This is a genomic window from Streptomyces sp. A01 (assembly GCF_059026195.1).
This window is the reverse complement of record NZ_JBWLKN010000010.1, coordinates 162,727-179,839: the sequence shown is the minus strand read 5'-3', so window position 1 is coordinate 179,839 and position 17,113 is coordinate 162,727. Positions and strand designations below refer to the sequence as shown.

Genomic DNA, 17,113 nt, shown 5'->3' with positions numbered 1-17,113 from the left:
AGGGGACCAAAGCCGTCACCCACTGTTCGCCGGAGGTCTTCCACCGTGGCCAAGCCGCCCTTTACGCATCTGCATGTGCACACTCAGTATTCGCTGCTGGATGGTGCGGCGCGGCTGAAGGACATGTTCGAGGCCTGCTCGAATATGGGCATGTCGCATATCGCGATGACCGATCACGGCAACCTGCACGGTGGGTATGACTTCTACCAGCAGGCGACGAAGGCCGGGATCACGCCGATCATCGGGATCGAGGCGTACGTGGCGCCGGAGTCGCGGCGGAACAAGCGGCGTATCCAGTGGGGCCAGCCGCATCAGAAGCGCGATGACGTCTCGGGTTCGGGTGGCTATACGCACAAGACGATCTGGGCGGCGGACAAGACGGGGCTGCACAACCTGTTCCGGTTGTCGTCGGACGCCTACAAGGAGGGGTGGCTGACGAAGTGGCCCCGGATGGACAAGGAAGTGATCGCCCAGCACGCGCAGGGGCTGATCGCCTCGACGGGGTGCCCCTCGGGTGAGGTGCAGACGCGGTTGCGGCTGGGGCATTTCGACGAGGCCCTGAAGGCGGCGGCGGAGTACCAGGACATCTTCGGGAAGGGCCGGTATTTCCTGGAGCTGATGGACCACGGTCTCGATATCGAGAAGCGGGTGCGTGACGGCCTGCTGGAGATCGGGAAGAAGCTGGACATTCCGCCGCTCGTCACGAACGACTCGCATTACACGTACGCGCATGAGGCGTCGGCGCATGACGCGCTGCTGTGCATCCAGACCGGCAAGAACATCTCCGACCCGGACCGGTTCCGGTTCGGCGGCTCGGGTTACTACCTGAAGTCGACCGAGGAGATGTACGCGGTGGACTCCTCCGACGCCTGGCAGCAGGGGTGTGCGAACACGCTGCTGGTGGCGCAGCAGATCGACACCACCGGGTGGTTCGAGAAGCGGGACCTGATGCCGCGCTTCGACGTCCCCGAGGGCTTCACGGAGGTCTCCTGGTTCCAGGAGGAGGTCAAGCGGGGCATGGCCCGCCGGTATCCGAACGGGGTGCCCGAGGACCGGCAGAAGCTCGTCGAGTACGAGATGGACGTCATCATCCAGATGGGCTTCCCCGGGTACTTCCTGGTGGTCGCCGACTTCATCATGTGGGCGAAGAACAACGGAATCGCGGTCGGCCCCGGCCGTGGTTCGGCGGCGGGCTCGATCGTCTCGTACGCGATGGGGATCACCGACCTCGACCCGATCGAGCACGGGCTGATCTTCGAGCGGTTCCTGAACCCCGAGCGCGTCTCGATGCCGGATGTCGACATCGACTTCGACGAGCGCAGGCGCGCGGAAGTCATCCGGTACGTGACCGAGAAGTACGGGGCCGACAAGGTCGCCATGATCGGCACGTACGGCACGATCAAGGCGAAGAACGCGATCAAGGACTCCTCCCGCGTCCTGGGCTACCCGTACGCGATGGGCGACCGCATCACCAAGGCCATGCCCGCCGACGTCCTCGGCAAGGGCATCAACCTCGACGGCATCACGGACCCCTCACACCCGCGCTACAGCGAGGCGGGCGAGGTCCGGGCGATGTACGAGAACGAGCCGGACGTGAAGAAGGTCATCGACACGGCGAAGGGCGTCGAGGGCCTGGTCCGGCAGATGGGCGTGCACGCGGCAGGCGTGATCATGTCCAGTGAGACCATCACGGACCACGTCCCGGTCTGGGTGCGGCATTCCGACGGGGTGACGATCACCCAGTGGGACTACCCCACCTGTGAAGACCTCGGCCTGCTGAAGATGGACTTCCTGGGCCTGCGCAACCTGACGATCATGGATGACGCGGTCAAGCTCATCAAGCGCAACAAGGGCGTCGACATCGAGCTGCTGTCGCTGCCGCTCGATGACCCGAAGACCTATGAGCTGCTGTGCCGCGGCGACACCCTGGGCGTCTTCCAGTTCGACGGCGGCCCGATGCGCTCGCTGCTGCGGCTGATGAAGCCCGACAACTTCGAGGACATTTCCGCCGTCTCCGCGCTGTACCGGCCGGGCCCGATGGGCATGAACTCGCACACGAACTACGCGCTGCGCAAGAACGGCCAGCAGGAGATCACCCCGATCCACCCGGAGCTTGAGGAGCCCCTGAAGGAGGTCCTCGGCATCACCTACGGCCTCATCGTGTACCAGGAGCAGGTACAGAAGGCCGCCCAGGTCCTCGCCGGGTACTCCCTCGGCCAGGCCGACCTGCTGCGCCGCGCGATGGGCAAGAAGAAGCAGGAAGTCCTCGACAAGGAGTTCGTGCCCTTCCGGCAGGGCTGCCGTGACCGCGGCTACTCCGACGAGGCGATCCAGGCCGTGTGGGACGTGCTGGTCCCCTTCGCCGGTTACGCGTTCAACAAGGCCCACTCCTCCGCGTACGGCCTCGTCACGTACTGGACGGCGTACCTCAAGGCGAACTACCCCGCCGAGTACATGTCGGCGCTGCTCACCTCGGTGCGCGACGACAAGGACAAGTCCGCGATCTACCTCAACGAGTGCCGCCGGATGGGCATCAGGGTGCTGCCGCCGAACGTCAATGAGTCCGAGGCGAACTTCGCGGCGCAAGGCGACGACGTGATCCTCTTCGGGCTCACCGCCGTCCGCAACGTCGGCCAGAACGTCGTCGAGTCGATCATCCGCAGTCGGAAGGCGAAGGGGAAGTACGGCTCCTTCCCCGACTACCTCGACAAAGTCGAGGCGGCGGCCTGCAACAAGCGCACCACCGAGTCACTGATCAAGGCGGGCGCCTTCGACGAGATGGGCCACACCCGCAAGGGGCTCATCGCGCACTACGAGACCATGATCGACAATGTGGTCGCGGTGAAACGCAAGGAGGCCGAGGGCCAGTTCGACCTCTTCGGCGGCATGGGAGACGAGGGCGGAGCCGACGAAGGACCCGGCTTCGGGCTCGATGTGGAGTTCTCCGACATCGAGTGGGACAAGGCGTATCTGCTCGCCCAGGAGCGCGAGATGCTCGGGCTCTACGTCTCCGACCACCCGCTGTTCGGCATCGAGCACGTCCTGAACGACAAGGCCGACGCGGCCATCGCGCAGCTCACCGGCGGCGAGCACGCGGACGGCGCGATCGTCACCATCGGCGGCATCATCTCCGGCCTCCAGCGCAAGATGACCAAGCAGGGCAACGCCTGGGCCATCGCGACCGTGGAGGACCTGGCGGGCTCCATCGACTGCATGTTCTTCCCCGCCACCTACCAGCTCGTCTCCACCCAACTCGTCGAGGACACCGTCGTCTTCGTCAAGGGGCGTCTTGACAAGCGCGAGGACGTCCCCCGGCTCGTCGCGATGGAGCTGATGGTCCCCGACCTGTCCGAGGCGTCCGCCGACGCGCCGGTCACCATCACCATCCCGACCGTGAAGGTCACCCCGCCGCTGGTGGAGAAGCTGGGTGAGGTGCTGACCCACCACCGGGGCGCCACCGAGGTGCGGATCAAGCTCCAGGGCGCGCGGAAGACCACCGTGCTGCGGCTCGACCGGCACCGGGTCACCGCCGACCCGGCCCTCTTCGGCGACCTGAAGGTGCTGCTCGGGCCGTCCTGCCTGGGGGCGTAGGCCGTGTCCGGCTCAACGCGCGGGGGAGGGGAGCGGGGGCTCCTGTCTGTCCGTCTGCCCGTGCGTCTGCCCGCGCGTCGCTGAGTGCGGACGCGTCGTGGCTGGTCGCGCGGTTCCCCGCGCCCCTGACGGGGCACACCGCCGCGCTGTGTCAGGGCCCTTCGCTCGGGCCTGGCGGTCCGGGTCCGCCCGTGCGCCGGTCCCGCGTACGGTCGGCCCGCGTACGGCAAGCGGAAGGGGCGCGCCTCGGCGCGCCCCTTCGGCGTTGACCGCCCAGCCGATGACGCGACCGGTCCGGCCCGCCGCGCTCAGCCGGTGCGCCGCCGGACGCCCGCGACGGGCGGCGGCGCGACGACGGGGCCCGGACGGGACCGGTGGCCGGTCAGTTGTGGCCGAACCGGCGCTGATGCTTGCGGGCCACGTCCGCCGGGCTGCCCTGGGCGTGGGTCTGCGGCTGAGTCTGGGCCTCCATGGCCGAGTTCTGCGCCCGCTCCTGCCCCTGCTCGGCTTTACTGCGGTCCCGCTGCTGATTCCGATCGCGCTTGTGCTTGCCCATCGTTGTGCCTCCAGTGAGAGGGTTGCCCCCCAGAAGTCACCCTGGCACGAGTCTCAGAACGCTGCATTTCGGGCAATTACCGTGCGTGAGGCGCGGGATGGGCGCGGCCCTTCCGTATCCGCCACGCCGATGATCGAGTTCGGACTGATAACCCCCGTACGGTCGGGCAGACTCAAAGGAAAGCCGAAGCAAAATGCCGAAGCACGGCTGTGCCGGGGGGCTGCCGCACACTGGACTGTGACGAAAGAGGGTGGAACGTGGACCGCTGCGTCGTCCTGGTGGACGCCGGGTATCTGCTGGGCGCCGCCGCGAGCCTGCTCGCGGGCGAACCCGCCCGGTCCCGCATCACCGTCGATCACGCCGCCCTCATCAAGGGCCTGCGCGACCGCGCCGAGGCCGATACCGAACGCGCCTTGCTGCGCATCTACTGGTTCGACGGCGCCCCCGACCGCGTTCCGCAGCCCGAGCACCGGCGGTTGCGCGTGATGCCCCGTGTCACGGTCCGGCTCGGCGCGCTGACCCGCAGCGACGGCCGCTGGGCGCAAAAAGGCGTGGACGCCGCCATGCACGCGGAGCTGACCGAGCTCGCCCGCAATCGCGCCTGCTCCGACATCGTCCTCGTCACCGGCGACGGCGACCTGCTCCCCGGCCTGATGTCCGCCAAGGAACACGGCGTCGCCGTCCACCTCTGGGCCGTCCAAGCCGCCGACGGCGACTACAACCAGTCCGAGGACCTGGTGGCCGAGGCGGATGAGCGGCGCGTCCTGGACCGGGAGTGGATCACGCAGGCGGTACGCGCCAAGGAGCTCAGCGGTGTCTGCGCGCCCAGCTCCGTGCCCCGCCCGGAGATCGCCGCGATCCTCTCGGCGCCGCTGCCGGAGACGGCTGCCGCCGCGGCCGCTGCCGCCGCCGGGCCCCAGGCCGGGCGCGCGCCCAGCCACAACGGCGCGGGCCGGCCACCGGCCGGGCACGGCCCCGCCCCCCACACGGCCCCCGACGACCTCCCCGAGCCGCCCCCCGGCGAGACCGACGACGAAGCCGCCGCACGGGCCACGGCCAAGGGCGTTCCCACCCCGAAGGACCTCGCCGGACTCGGCCGCCCCGGCGCCCTGGTGGGTCCCGCGGCCGCCGCGCATCCCGCGCCCAGCGCCACCCTGCGCTGGTCCTCCGACAAGGGCTGGGTCGAGCGCGGCGCCTCGGCGACCGGCGAGCCGCCCGAGACGGCCTCGCTGCCGATGCTCGCCCAGCTCACCACCGCCGAGCAGCGCTGGGCCGACCGGGAGGAGGACATCACCGCCGTCAGCGGCGACCCCTTCGAGGTGGGTCAGGTCTTCGCCCGGCGCTGGATGGGGCGGCTCTCGGACAACGCCCACGTGCAGCAGCTGTCGACGGAGTACCCGCGGATTCCGCACCGCATCGACGGGGAGCTGCTGCGCTACGCGGCGCGTTTCGGACTGCTCGCGCACAAGGACGACCAGATCGACGAGCACGACCGCTACGCGATCCGTGCGGGCTTCTGGCGGGAGATCGACACCCGGATGGCCGCCGAGCACGCTCCGGCCGGTGATTAGGACCGGCCACTTCGACCGGCCCCGGCGCTCGGCGCGGGGTGCCGGGCGCGTACCCTCGTAGCTCGTGAGGACGGGCGCGGATCAGACGGAGCGCGGCTCCGGGGGCAAGGTGGTGGGCAGCGGCGTGGTGTGCGAGGTGCGCGGCCTGGTCAAGACCTACCCGGCCGCCCGCGCCCGCAGGGGCGCGCCACCGGCGCCCGCCATCCGCGCCAGCGACGGCATCGACCTCGATGTGCGGCGCGGAGAGATCTTCGGCCTGCTCGGCCCCAACGGCGCGGGGAAGTCCACCCTCGTCCGCCAGCTCACCGGCCTCCTCAAGCCGGACGCGGGCAGCGTCGATCTGCTCGGCCACGACCTCGTACGGCACCCGGACCGGGCCTCCCGGCTCATCGGCTACCTCGGCCAGGAATCCAGCGCCCTCGATGAGCTGACCGTCGCGCTCGCCGCCGAGACGACCGGGCGGCTGCGGGGCCTCGACGCCCGCTCGGCGCGCGCCGAGCGGGACGCCGTCCTGGACGAACTGGGCCTCGCCGCGATCGCGGGGCGGCCCATCAGCAAGCTGTCCGGTGGGCAGCGGCGGCTGGCGTGTGTCGCCGCGGCGCTGGTCGGCGAGCGCCCGGTGCTCGTGCTCGACGAGCCCACGACCGGTATGGACCCCATCGCGCGGCGCGCCGTATGGGCGGCCATCGATCGCAGGCGGGCCGAGCGCGGGGCCACCGTGCTGCTGGTCACGCACAACGTCATCGAGGCCGAGACCGTGCTCGACCGGGTCGCCGTGATGGACAGCGGCAAGGTCATCGCCTGCGACACCCCCTCGGGGCTCAAGGCGCTCGTCGCGGGAGAGGTGCGGGTGGATCTCGTGTGGCGGGACCAGCCGCCGCTCGATGTGCCCGAGGTCGCGGCCCTGAAGGACGCCGCCCGCGCCGCCGGACGCCGCTGGACGCTGCGGCTCGCGCCGGACGAGGCGCGCGCGGTGATCGCCGCGGTGACCGGCGGTCCCGCGTTCGCCGCGCTGGACGACTTCACGCTCACCACGCCCAGCCTGGAGGACGTCTATCTCGCGCTGGGCGGCCGCGCGGAAGGCACGGAAGGACTGGTGAAGGCGTGAGCGGGCACCAGCGAGGACTTCGCGGCACCGGGCCTGGGGTCTCCGGCCGCCCGGTCCGGCCTTCAGCTCGCGCGTACGGGCGGCTGCCGGGCCACGCGTACGGGCCGCGTACGGCTGGGCGCATGACACGCTGCGGGGGACGCCGCAGGAAACCAGGCCGCTGGGCAGCACATCGTGCTGTGGTCGGCCAGGTCGTAGCGAAGAGGAGCAGCACAACGTGAGTGCCGTGTCCGCGGAGGCTGTGCCCACCCGTGCCACGACGGGGCCAGGCGACGACGCCAGGCCCCGGCCTGGCGTGCGCGAGGCCGCCCCGCTCGCGGCGCGGGCGCGGCTGCTGCCCGCGCTCGCCGCCGTGTACCGGGCCCAGCTGTCGCGGGCGCGGGTCGCCCGCATCCCGCTGCTGTTCGTGGCGACCTTCCAGTCCATCGGCATCATGGTCCTGATGCGCGGGGTCGTCGACGGCGGGAGCGAGGCGCGGGCCGTGGTCGCCGGGTCCAGCGTGCTCGTCGTCGCCTTCGTCGCGCTCAACCTGCTCGCCCAGTACTTCGGGCAGCTCCGGGCGAGCGGCGGGCTCGACCACTACGCGACGCTGCCCGTGCCGCCCGCCGCCGTCGTGCTCGGCGCGGCCGGGGCGTACGCCTCGTTCACCGTCCCGGGGACGGTGATCACGGCTGTCGTCGGCAGCGTGCTGTTCCAGCTCCCCATGACCCACCTGTGGGTGCTGATCGCGGTGATCCCGCTGGCGGGAGCGGCCCTCGCCGGGCTCGGCGCGGCACTCGGCCTGCTCGCGCCCCGCCCTGAACTCGCCACGCTCTGCGGCCAGCTGGGCATGTCCGCCGCGCTGCTGCTCGGCGTGCTGCCCGCCGAACGGATGCCCGCTCCGGTGGAGTACGCGCGTGATCTCCTGCCGTCCACCTACGGGGTGGAGGCGCTGGCCCGCTCCTTCGACGCCCGGCCCGACTGGCTCGCCGTCTGTGTTGACCTGGGGATCTGCGCGGCCGTCGGTGTCGTGTCGCTGGCCGCCGCCACGTGGGCGTACCGCCGTGCGGCGGTGCGGTGACGCGCCGCGACGGGCCTGCCGACCAGCGCACGCCGCCGACCTGGCACGATGACGGAGTGAACGCACCGTTGACGCCCTCCGAACCGAACCCGCCGCACCAGCCCCCCTCCGGCGACCCCTGGCGGAAGCCGTCCGCCGGGTCCGGGGCGGACCACGGGGCGCCGCAGGACGCGCGGCCGGGGCCGGAGCACTCCGCCGAAGCGCACGACCCGGCGCGGCCCGGCGCCCAGCCGTATCCGGCGTATCCCGCCACTTCCCACGGCGCGACGCCGCCCGACCAGGGGCCCGGTCTGGCGGTGGAGATGCGCGAGGCGGCCGTGGTCGCCGCCGCCGTCACCGCCGCCGGGGTGATCCTCGGCCTGCTGTGGCTGTGGCTGGCGCCGCGCGTGTCGCTGATCGCCAACGGCAATGTCGTCTACCTCAAGAACTCCGAGGGCGAGGAGGCGATCGGCGGCGACGGAACGTTCGTCCTGCTGGCGCTCGGAATGGGCGCGCTGTCAGCGGCCGTCGTCTTCCTGCTCCGCCGCTCCGGCGGCATCCTCCTGGTCCTCGCCCTCGCCGTCGGCGGCATCCTCGGCTCGGTGCTCGCCTGGCGGCTCGGTGTCTGGCTCGGCCCGGACACCGACCTCGCGGCGAGTGCCCGGGAGGCGGGCGACCGCGTCCCGTTCGACGGCCCGCTGAAGCTGGAGGCCAAGGGCGCGCTGCTGGCCTGGCCGGTGGCCGCGATGGTGGTACAGCTGGCCCTCACCGGCCTGTTCGGCCCGCGCGACCCGGAGCCGGAACTGCCGCCGCACCCGGCACGGCGCGACGCGCAGGCCCCGACGGGCGGCGGCGCGTAGCGCTGCCGGCCGGGGCCGTGGGCGCTCGCGGATGAGCGGCGCGCCCATGGGCGGACGGGTGGCTGAATGCGCTCCCACGGAGGGAACACCGGGGGAGCGGACCCGCGAGAACCTGGCACGCGCGGACGCATCGCGGCCCTGCCGCTCCGCCGCCACCGCGACCCGACGTTCCCGGCCCCTCCCCCTCTTCCCCGGGGTCCGGTGGGACCGGCCGACCGGCCACAGCTGCCGGTGCCGCCGTGGCGGCACCGGCGCGGGCACCGCTAGGAGTGTGTCCCGGGGGAGCACACGTGCCCGGCATCGGGCTGGGCACTCATGGGCGCGGGGAACTGCGCGACCGGCCACCACGCACCCGCGGTCCGCGACGCACGGACAGGGGCTGCCCAGCTCCCCCTCCCCAGCACGATCTCCCGGACCAGACCTAGGCGGGACCTAGGCGGGACCTAGGCGGGACGCCTTCCGTGGTTGGCCTTGCCCTTCTTCAGACGCCAGCGGCGCTTGCGGGTCTTCTTGGACATGGGACGCCCTCCCCGGCGCGGAACGCGCGCGCGGCGTCCGCCCCTTCGTCGTACCGGAGGGCGCGGCGGACGTCGAGGGGCTGGTTCAGCCGTGTCCGGGTCGTATGTGAGGGGGCTCAGCCGCGGGCGGCGGGGCGGATCACGCGCGTGCGATGGAAGCGATCACCGCGTCCGTGAGGGCGGCGAGGTCGGCGGGGGAGAGCTCGACCTCAAGGCCGCGCCGTCCCGCCGAGACACACACCGTGGCATGGCCGGAAGCGGACGCGTCCAGGGCGGTGCGCAGGCGCTTGCGCTGGCCGAGCGGTGAGATGCCACCGCGTACGTACCCGGTGGCGCGCTCGGCTGCCGCCGGGTCGGCCATCGTGGCCCGCTTGCCGCCGACCGCGGAGGCCAGTGCCTTCAGGTCGAGCGAACCCGAGACGGGGACGACGGCGACCGTCAGAGTGCCGTCCACGTCGGCGACGAGGGTCTTGAAGACCTGGCCGGGATCGACGCCCAGCGCGCGGGCGGCCTCCTCGCCGTACGAGGTGTACGCGGGGTCGGCGGGGTCGTGGGCGTAGCTGTGCAGCGTGAAGTCCGTACCGGCCTCGGTGAGGACGACGGTCGCCGGGGTGGCGCCGGGCGGCTGCTTGTTCGCCTTCGACCGCTGCTGTGACTTCTTTCCCACCTGGTGTCCCCCTGGTGCTCCGCCTGACGTCCCGCCTGACGTCCCGCCTGATGTCTCCCCTGGCGTCCGCCTGAGCTGTCGCCCCGGTCAGTTGGGGCTGGTCGGCCGCCGGGTCAGGTCGACCATGGGGAGGGACGGGAGCTTACCGATGACCGCTGCCTCGGTGCGCAGCAATTTCAGTTCCTCGGCGAGGCGGCTGGCCGTGTCGGGCGCCTGGAGCAGCCGCTGCTTGGCCGGTACGTCGAGCACGGCGGCGGCGGCGACCAGATACGAGAGCACGGACGGCTCGCCCGGCAGGTCCTGCTCGGTGGTCACGGACCGTTCGCGGGCCCCGGCGAGCCGCTTCTGGTAGGTGCGGAACGCCCGTACGACACCGGAGGCCAGCGCCCCCGCGCCGTCGCCGGGCTCCTCCTCCAGCGTTTCGATCTCGGCGGTCAGATAGGGGCCGGAGGCGTCGACGGAGAGCAGCTTGAAGCGTGTGGTGCCCGTCGCGACCGCCTCGAAGGAACCGTCCTCCTGCTCCCTGATGGTGGCCGCGTCGGCGACGCAGCCCACCGTGTGGAAGGCCCTTATCGGGTCGTCGCCGAACCCGGCGGTCGCGCCACGCTCGGGCTCGGCGGTCGGGTCGGGCATGCCGGGGGCGGTCGTCGCGACCTCGCGGCCGTCACGGATGGCGACCACGGCGAAGTTGCGTGGTTCGTCCTCGGGCAGCGCCGACAGGTCGCGCATCAGGGCGCGGTACCGCTGTTCGAAGATGTTCAAGGGCAGCACAAGCCCGGGGAACAGCACCGTGTTCAGCGGGAAGAGTGGCAGGCGCGCGGCAGTCACGACGGGTAAGCCTAATGGCCCGCTCCGCTTATGCCGCCCGCGCAGTCCGTCCCGGTGGCCCCAGTGGCTTCGCGCGGGTGCCTGACACCGCCGTCAGGCGGCCGGTTCGCGCCCCCGGCGGGGCCGCGACCTCCCGGCGCGCGGGGGCGGTCGCGGGCCCTGCCGAGGACCGCCCCCGCCGGGCCGCGGGCGCGTCGCGGCGGCGGCTGGCCCTCCCCTTGGCCTCCCAGCCGCCAGACCCAGGGGAAGCAGCCCTGGCCCACCGCAGGGTGCGCCCGTCAGGGGCACGGGGAACGGCGCGACCAGCCACCACGCACCCGCGGTCCGCGACGCACGGACAGGGATTCTCCCCAGCACGATCCGCCGGACGCGGCGTGGTGGGCGGCAGATCAGCAGCAGCGCGCGTGCGTGCCCGGCTCGGATCGCGCATGGAGGCCTCCCAGGCCCCACCAGGGGGCTCAGGGGAGTCAGCCCTGCCACGGCGAAGGTGGGTGCCCCGTCAGGGGCGCGGGGAACGGCGCGACCAGCCACCACCCACCCGCGGCCCGCGACGCACGGACAGGGAACTCTCCCCGCCATCCCGCGTGATCCGCCGGACACGGCTAATTGCGTCGCAGCAGCCGGGACGCCCCCGCCGCGACCGTGGTGGCCAGCACCCAGCCGAGCAGCACCATCACCGACGTCGCCCACTGCGCCGCCCCCGTCGGTGTCCAGTAGCCGGCCTGGCCCAGATCGATGACGGGTAGCAGCACGTCGAGCGCGTACAACGCGGGATTCCAGTGCGGGCCCTCGCCGCTCTTGATCGGGTCCGGCCGGTGCTGGGAGAAGAAGACGGCCCCGATCGCCCACAGCACGGCCATCCACACCGCCGCCCGGCCCGGCCGGTAGCCGTACGCCACCGTCCAGTCCTGGAGGTAGCCCCACAGCTTCCCGGCCAGCGGCAGGGTCTCCCTGCGGCGCCGCTGCTTGGCCAGCAGCACCTCGCGGGCGTCGGTGTCCTCGCCGCTGCCGCGCAGGGCGGTGGCCAGCTTCTCGTACGGCTCCGGCGCGTACTCGGGGGTCGCGGCCGCGATCCAGTCCAGCCGTCGGGTCAGCGGGAAGTGACCGCGCGGGATCAGCGTCTCGTAGGAGAATCCGGCCATCGCCAGGCCGCCCGGGCCCGGCCAGCTCGTGGACTTGTCGACCAGGTTGACGACCTTCGCGCCGGAGAGCACCACCCGCCCGCTGTGCTGTCGCTCACACAGGAACCGCAGCTCGGGGGTCTGGACGCGGCGCAGCGACAGCTCCTGGTCGGGCTCCATGGTGAAGCGGGCCTGGTCGAAGTCGATCGCGTCCCCGAACCGCCCGTCGTCGAGCCTGACGCCGCCCTCGCACTCGAAGCGCTGGGTGCGGATGCCGCGCGCGGGGGTGACGGGCGTGCCGTAGGGCGGGGTGGTGCCGGTGGAGAAGGGGGAGCCGGTGAGACCAGCGGCCGTCAGATACAGCGTGCGTTCCACGCTCAGCTGCGGGGCGTTGAAGGCCCGGCGGCCGTACGGATTGCGCAGCTTGCTGCCGCGCAGGCTGAACGAGACGCCTATCTGCGCGCCGCGCATGGTCAGCTCGCCGTAGGACTCGATCAGTTCGGCCTGTAAGTCCTGGACGACGTTGAGGCCGTCGGCCGCGATGGATCTGCCGTACCGGTCCTTGCGCACCACCAGCTGGTTGAGCAGCAGGTCTGTTCCGATGTGCGCGTCCGTGAGGCGGATGCCGCGGTCGACGGTGCAGCGCGGGAGGTGCAGATCGCCCTCGGTGTGCAGCCGGGCCGCCTCGATCCTCGGGATCGCGCAGCCGACCATCCGCAGGGTCGTGAACCGGCTCTCGGGGAGCAGGACCTCCTGCTCGAACCGGCAGTTGCGCAGCTCGACATACGGGCTGATGGTGCCGCCCGCGAGCTTCAGGGTGCCCGTGATGTGCGCGCCGTTGAGCTTGAGCGCGGTCACGCGGCCGGGCTGCGCGGGCGGCGGCTCCAGCAGCAGCACCGCGAGCACCCGGGCCCGCACGCTGCGCTCAAGCCCCCAGGGGTGCGGCCCGGTGGGGTCGTTGCGGTGGGTGTTGGGGGAGCGTAGGTCGAAGGTGCTGCCAGTACGGAAGGCCTGCCACATACCCCACTCGGCGGGTGTCAGATCCAGCCCCGAGGGCGGGTCCCCGTCATGTGGTTCCGTCACTGCCGCATCTCCTCCTCAATAGCGTGCCTGGTGTTACCTGTGTGTCCGTACGTGTGTACGAGTTTCATGCCCGCTCTGTGACCGGTTGAACACTGCTGGTCAGGATCAACCTGGAGGCGCGGTATCACCGATTGATACGGTGCGCCGGGCCTCGGGACACGTCTGAGACAATTGATCGCGTGATCTCCCGAATCGATCTGCGTGGTGCCGCTGGGGCCGGAGCTTCTCCGGACGCCGACGGCGGCATCGACCGCGACCTGCTGCCCCGTGCCGAGCTCGACGTCGAAGCCGCCCTGGAAAAGGTGCGGCCGATCTGTGACGACGTGCAGCATCGTGGCACCGCCGCGCTGATCGACTACGCCGAGCGCTTCGACGGTGTGCGCATCGACCGGGTCCGCGTGCCCGTCGAGGCGATCAGCGGCGCTCTGGAGACCCTGGACCCCGCCGTGCGGGCCGCGCTGGAGGAGTCCATCCGGCGCGCCCGGCTGGTCCACCGCGAGCAGCGCCGCAGCGATCACACCGTCACGGTCGTCCCCGGCGGCACCGTCACCGAACGCTGGGTGCCCGTTGAGCGTGTAGGTCTGTACGTACCCGGTGGGAACGCCGTCTACCCGTCGTCCGTCGTCATGAACGTCGTGCCCGCACAGGAGGCCGGGGTCTCCTCGCTGGCGGTCTCCTCGCCGCCGCAGGCCGCGTTCGGCGGTCTGCCGCACCCGACGATCCTCGCCGCCTGCGCCCTGCTCGGCGTGGACGAGGTGTACGCGGCGGGCGGCGCCCAGGCCATCGCCATGTTCGCGTACGGCACCGAGGAGTGCCGTCCCACCCAGCTGGTCACAGGCCCCGGCAACATCTGGGTCGCCGCGGCCAAGCGTCTGCTCAAGGGCCGGATCGGCATCGACGCCGAGGCCGGGCCCACCGAGATCGCGATCCTCGCCGACGACAGCGCCGACGCCGGGCACGTGGCCGCCGACCTGATCAGCCAGGCCGAGCACGACACGCTGGCCGCCGCCGTGCTCGTCACCGACTCGGAGGCGCTGGCCGAGGCGGTCGAGGCCGAGCTGGCGACGCGGGTCGCCGCGGCCAAGCACCGGGAGCGGATCACCGAGGCGCTGGCAGGGCGGCAGTCGGGCATCGTGCTCGTCGACGGCCTGGAGCAGGGCCTGGCCGTCGTGAACGCCTACGCCGCCGAGCACCTGGAGATCCAGACCAGGAACGCCGCCCAGGTCGCCGCCCGGGTCCGCAACGCGGGAGCGGTCTTCGTCGGCGCGTACGCGCCGGTCTCCCTCGGGGACTACTGCGCCGGGTCCAACCACGTGCTGCCCACCGGCGGCTGCGCCTGCCACTCGTCCGGCCTGTCCGTGCAGTCCTTCCTGCGCGGCATCCACGTCGTGGACTACTCACGCGACGCGCTCGCCGACGTCACCGGCCACGTGGTGACGCTCGCCGAGGCCGAGGACCTGCCCGCGCACGGCGCCGCGCTGAAGGCCAGGTTCGACGGAAAGGTGCCGCAGCCCGCGGCCGCGGGCGTCGTCAACGACGCCGCCGACTGGAAGGTCCCGCAAGGCAAGTGACCGGTATCGACGATCTCCCCGTCAGGGACGAACTGCGCGGAAAGAGCCCGTACGGTGCGCCGCAGCTCGACGTCCCGGTGCGGCTCAACACCAACGAGAACCCGTACCCGCTGCCCGAGCCGCTCGTGGCCCGGATCGCGGAACGGGTCACCGAGGCCGCCCGCACCCTCAACCGCTACCCGGACCGGGACGCGGTCGAGCTCCGCACGGAGCTGGCCGCCTACCTCTCCCGCACCGCCGGACACCAGGTCGGCACGGCGAACGTGTGGGCCGCCAACGGCTCCAACGAGATCATCCAGCAGCTCCTCCAGACCTTCGGCGGCCCAGGGCGCACGGCGATCGGCTTCGAGCCCTCGTACTCGATGCACGCCCTGATCGCGCGCGGTACCGGCACCGGCTGGATCTCAGGACCCCGCAACGACGACTTCACCATCGACGTCGAAGCGGCCACGGCGGAGATCGCCCGGCTGCGCCCCGACGTGGTCTTCGTCTGCTCGCCGAACAACCCGACCGGCACCGCCGTGGACGCCGGCACCACGTTGGCGCTGTACGAGGCGGCGCAGGCCGCCAGGGCCGGGACCGGCGGCGCGCTGGTGGTCATCGACGAGGCGTACGGCGAGTTCAGCCACCAGCCGTCCCTGCTGCCGCTGATCGCGGGCCGCCGGAACCTGGTGCTCTCCCGCACCATGTCCAAGGCGTTCGGCGCCGCCGGGCTGCGCCTTGGCTACCTCGCCGCGGACCCGGCGGTCGTGGAGGCCGTACAGCTCGTGCGGCTGCCCTACCACCTGTCCGCCGTGACCCAGGCCACCGCGCTCGCCGCGCTCGAACACACCGCTACCCTGCTCGGGTACGTCGAACAGCTCAAGGCCGAGCGGGACCGGCTGGTCCACGAGCTGCGCGCCATGGGCTGCGAGGTCACCGACTCCGACGCGAACTTCGTCCAGTTCGGTCGCTTCGCCGACTCCCACGCCACCTGGCGGGCGATCCTCGACCACGGCGTGCTGGTCAGGGACAACGGCGTACCCGGGTGGCTGCGGGTCACCGCGGGCACCCCGGCGGAGAACGACGCGTTCTTGGACGCGGTTCGCGCAGTACTGAAAGAGAGCAAGCGATGACCCGCGCAGGACGAGTGGAACGCACCACCAAGGAGACGTCTGTCCTGGTCGAAATCGACCTCGACGGCACCGGTAGAACCGAGATCTCCACCGGGGTCGGCTTCTACGACCACATGCTCGACCAGCTCGGCCGCCACGGACTCTTCGACCTCACCGTCAAGACCGAGGGCGACCTGCACATCGACACCCACCACACCATCGAGGACACCGCCCTCGCACTCGGCGCCGCCTTCAAGCAGGCGCTCGGCGACAAGGTGGGGATCTACCGATTCGGCAACTGCACCGTGCCGCTGGACGAGTCGCTGGCCCAGGTCACCGTGGACCTGTCGGGCCGCCCGTACCTGGTGCACACCGAGCCCGAGAACATCGCCCCGATGATCGGCTCGTACGACACGACGATGACCCGCCACATACTGGAGTCCTTCGTCGCGCAGGCGCAGATCGCCCTGCACGTCCACGTCCCGTACGGGCGCAACGCGCACCACATCGTGGAGTGCCAGTTCAAGGCCCTCGCCCGCGCCCTGCGCTACGCGAGCGAACGGGACCCGCGCGCCGCAGGGATACTTCCCTCCACGAAGGGTGCCCTGTGAGCGTCTCCGCCGCCCTGGGCTACGAAGAGATCGGAAGAATGACACAGTGACCGGCCTTTCAACTGTCCTGATCGTCGTCGGCCTGTTCCTCCTCGGCGGTGTCTACTCCTTCGCCAAGCAGGGCATGCCCAAGGGCGTCGTCGTGCTGCTCGGACTCAGCGCGGCGATGTGCCTGATCGCGGGCCTGATGCGACTGCAAGGAGTGTGGGGATGACGCGGCGCACACCGAGTGTGGTGGTCTTCGACTACGGCTTCGGCAATGTCCGCTCCGCCGAGCGCGCGCTGGCGCACGTCGGCGCCGACGTCGAGATCACCCGCGACTACGAACGGGCGATGACGGCCGACGGGCTGCTGATCCCCGGCGTCGGAGCGTTCGCCGCCTGCATGAAGGGCTTGCGGGAGGCGCGCGGCGACTGGATCGTGGGCCGCCGCCTGGCCGGTGGCCGCCCGGTGATGGGCATCTGCGTCGGCATGCAGATCCTCTTCGAGCGCGGCATCGAGCACGGCGTGGAGACCGAGGGCCTGGACGAGTGGCCCGGCACGGTCGGGCCGCTGCGCGCGCCCGTCGTCCCGCACATGGGCTGGAACACGGTCAAGGCGCCCGAGGACTCGCAGCTGTTCGACGGCCTCGACGCCGAGGCGCGCTTCTACTTCGTGCACTCCTACGCGGCGCGGGAGTGGACCCTTGAGGTCACCAGCCCCGCCATCCAGCCGCCCAAGGTCACCTGGGCGACGCACGGGGAGCCGTTCGTGGCGGCCGTGGAGAACGGTCCGCTGTGGGCCACCCAGTTCCACCCGGAGAAGTCCGGCGACACCGGGGCCCAGCTGCTGACCAACTGGCTGGCCACGCTCTAGACCGCGCCACCGCACCACCGCGGCACACGGCGGCCAAGCC

15 protein-coding genes are annotated in these 17,113 nt (G+C 71.7%); 10 read left to right on the top strand and 5 right to left on the bottom strand.

The window, feature by feature from the left end:
• Positions 1–45 precede the first annotated feature (45 nt).
• Positions 46–3,591, top strand: coding sequence for a DNA polymerase III subunit alpha (gene dnaE / locus AC5P1B_RS16135; protein ID WP_493887817.1), 3,546 nt, complete (start codon positions 46–48; stop codon positions 3,589–3,591).
• Positions 3,592–3,973: 382 nt separating this feature from the next.
• Here dnaE and AC5P1B_RS16130 read toward each other — a convergent pair whose 3' ends face one another.
• Positions 3,974–4,147, bottom strand: coding sequence for a hypothetical protein (locus AC5P1B_RS16130; RefSeq protein WP_493887816.1), 174 nt, complete (start codon positions 4,145–4,147; stop codon positions 3,974–3,976).
• Between the two features lie 257 nt (positions 4,148–4,404).
• Here AC5P1B_RS16130 and AC5P1B_RS16125 point away from each other — a divergent pair, with 257 nt between their 5' ends.
• The 4 genes from AC5P1B_RS16125 to AC5P1B_RS16110 all read left to right on the top strand — a co-directional run bounded on the left by AC5P1B_RS16125 (position 4,405) and on the right by AC5P1B_RS16110 (position 8,725).
• Positions 4,405–5,718 (top strand): NYN domain-containing protein, encoded by a 1,314-nt coding sequence (locus AC5P1B_RS16125; protein WP_493887815.1) that lies wholly within the window; start codon positions 4,405–4,407, stop codon positions 5,716–5,718.
• Positions 5,719–5,845: 127 nt separating this feature from the next.
• Entirely contained in the window at positions 5,846–6,826 is a 981-nt protein-coding gene (locus tag AC5P1B_RS16120; protein ID WP_493887935.1) for an ABC transporter ATP-binding protein, read from the top strand.
• Between the two features lie 217 nt (positions 6,827–7,043).
• Positions 7,044–7,886 carry an ABC transporter permease gene (locus tag AC5P1B_RS16115; RefSeq protein ID WP_493887814.1) on the top strand — a complete coding sequence of 281 codons (843 nt, stop codon included), beginning with the start codon at positions 7,044–7,046 and terminating at the stop codon, positions 7,884–7,886.
• A 56-nt stretch (positions 7,887–7,942) separates the two neighbouring features.
• Positions 7,943–8,725, top strand: a complete 783-nt coding sequence (locus AC5P1B_RS16110) for an AAA family ATPase (RefSeq protein WP_493887813.1) — start codon at positions 7,943–7,945, stop codon at positions 8,723–8,725.
• Positions 8,726–9,168: 443 nt separating this feature from the next.
• Here the strand turns inward: AC5P1B_RS16110 and AC5P1B_RS16105 are convergent, their stop codons facing one another.
• The 4 genes from AC5P1B_RS16105 to AC5P1B_RS16090 all read right to left on the bottom strand — a co-directional run bounded on the left by AC5P1B_RS16105 (position 9,169) and on the right by AC5P1B_RS16090 (position 12,942).
• Positions 9,169–9,243, bottom strand: a complete 75-nt coding sequence (locus tag AC5P1B_RS16105) for a hypothetical protein (protein ID WP_493887934.1) — start codon at positions 9,241–9,243, stop codon at positions 9,169–9,171.
• Positions 9,244–9,382: 139 nt separating this feature from the next.
• Positions 9,383–9,910, bottom strand: coding sequence for a Cys-tRNA(Pro) deacylase (gene ybaK, locus AC5P1B_RS16100; protein WP_493887812.1), 528 nt, complete (start codon positions 9,908–9,910; stop codon positions 9,383–9,385).
• An 87-nt stretch (positions 9,911–9,997) separates the two neighbouring features.
• Positions 9,998–10,738, bottom strand: a complete 741-nt coding sequence (locus AC5P1B_RS16095) for an LON peptidase substrate-binding domain-containing protein (RefSeq protein ID WP_493887811.1) — start codon at positions 10,736–10,738, stop codon at positions 9,998–10,000.
• 602 nt (positions 10,739–11,340) lie between these two features.
• Positions 11,341–12,942 (bottom strand): oxidoreductase, encoded by a 1,602-nt coding sequence (locus tag AC5P1B_RS16090; protein WP_493887810.1) that lies wholly within the window; start codon positions 12,940–12,942, stop codon positions 11,341–11,343.
• Positions 12,943–13,121: 179 nt separating this feature from the next.
• Between AC5P1B_RS16090 and hisD the strand changes: the two genes are divergently transcribed.
• The 5 genes from hisD to hisH are packed head-to-tail and all read left to right on the top strand — an operon-like array spanning position 13,122 to position 17,073.
• On the top strand, positions 13,122–14,513 hold the full coding sequence (hisD, locus tag AC5P1B_RS16085) for a histidinol dehydrogenase (RefSeq protein ID WP_493887809.1): 1,392 nt from the start codon (positions 13,122–13,124) through the stop codon (positions 14,511–14,513).
• Positions 14,510–15,628 carry a histidinol-phosphate transaminase gene (locus AC5P1B_RS16080; protein WP_493887808.1) on the top strand — a complete coding sequence of 373 codons (1,119 nt, stop codon included), beginning with the start codon at positions 14,510–14,512 and terminating at the stop codon, positions 15,626–15,628. The genes hisD and AC5P1B_RS16080 overlap by 4 nt, the downstream gene beginning before the upstream one ends.
• Complete coding sequence (gene hisB / locus AC5P1B_RS16075; RefSeq protein ID WP_493887807.1) at positions 15,625–16,218, top strand: imidazoleglycerol-phosphate dehydratase HisB; 594 nt, start codon at positions 15,625–15,627, stop codon at positions 16,216–16,218. The genes AC5P1B_RS16080 and hisB overlap by 4 nt, the downstream gene beginning before the upstream one ends.
• A 46-nt stretch (positions 16,219–16,264) precedes the next feature.
• Positions 16,265–16,432: a hypothetical protein gene (locus AC5P1B_RS16070; protein ID WP_493887806.1), complete on the top strand. Its 168-nt coding sequence runs from the start codon at positions 16,265–16,267 to the stop codon at positions 16,430–16,432.
• Positions 16,429–17,073, top strand: coding sequence for an imidazole glycerol phosphate synthase subunit HisH (hisH, locus tag AC5P1B_RS16065; protein WP_493887805.1), 645 nt, complete (start codon positions 16,429–16,431; stop codon positions 17,071–17,073). Before AC5P1B_RS16070 ends, hisH begins: the two co-directional genes overlap by 4 nt.
• The last annotated feature ends 40 nt before the right edge of the window (positions 17,074–17,113 follow it).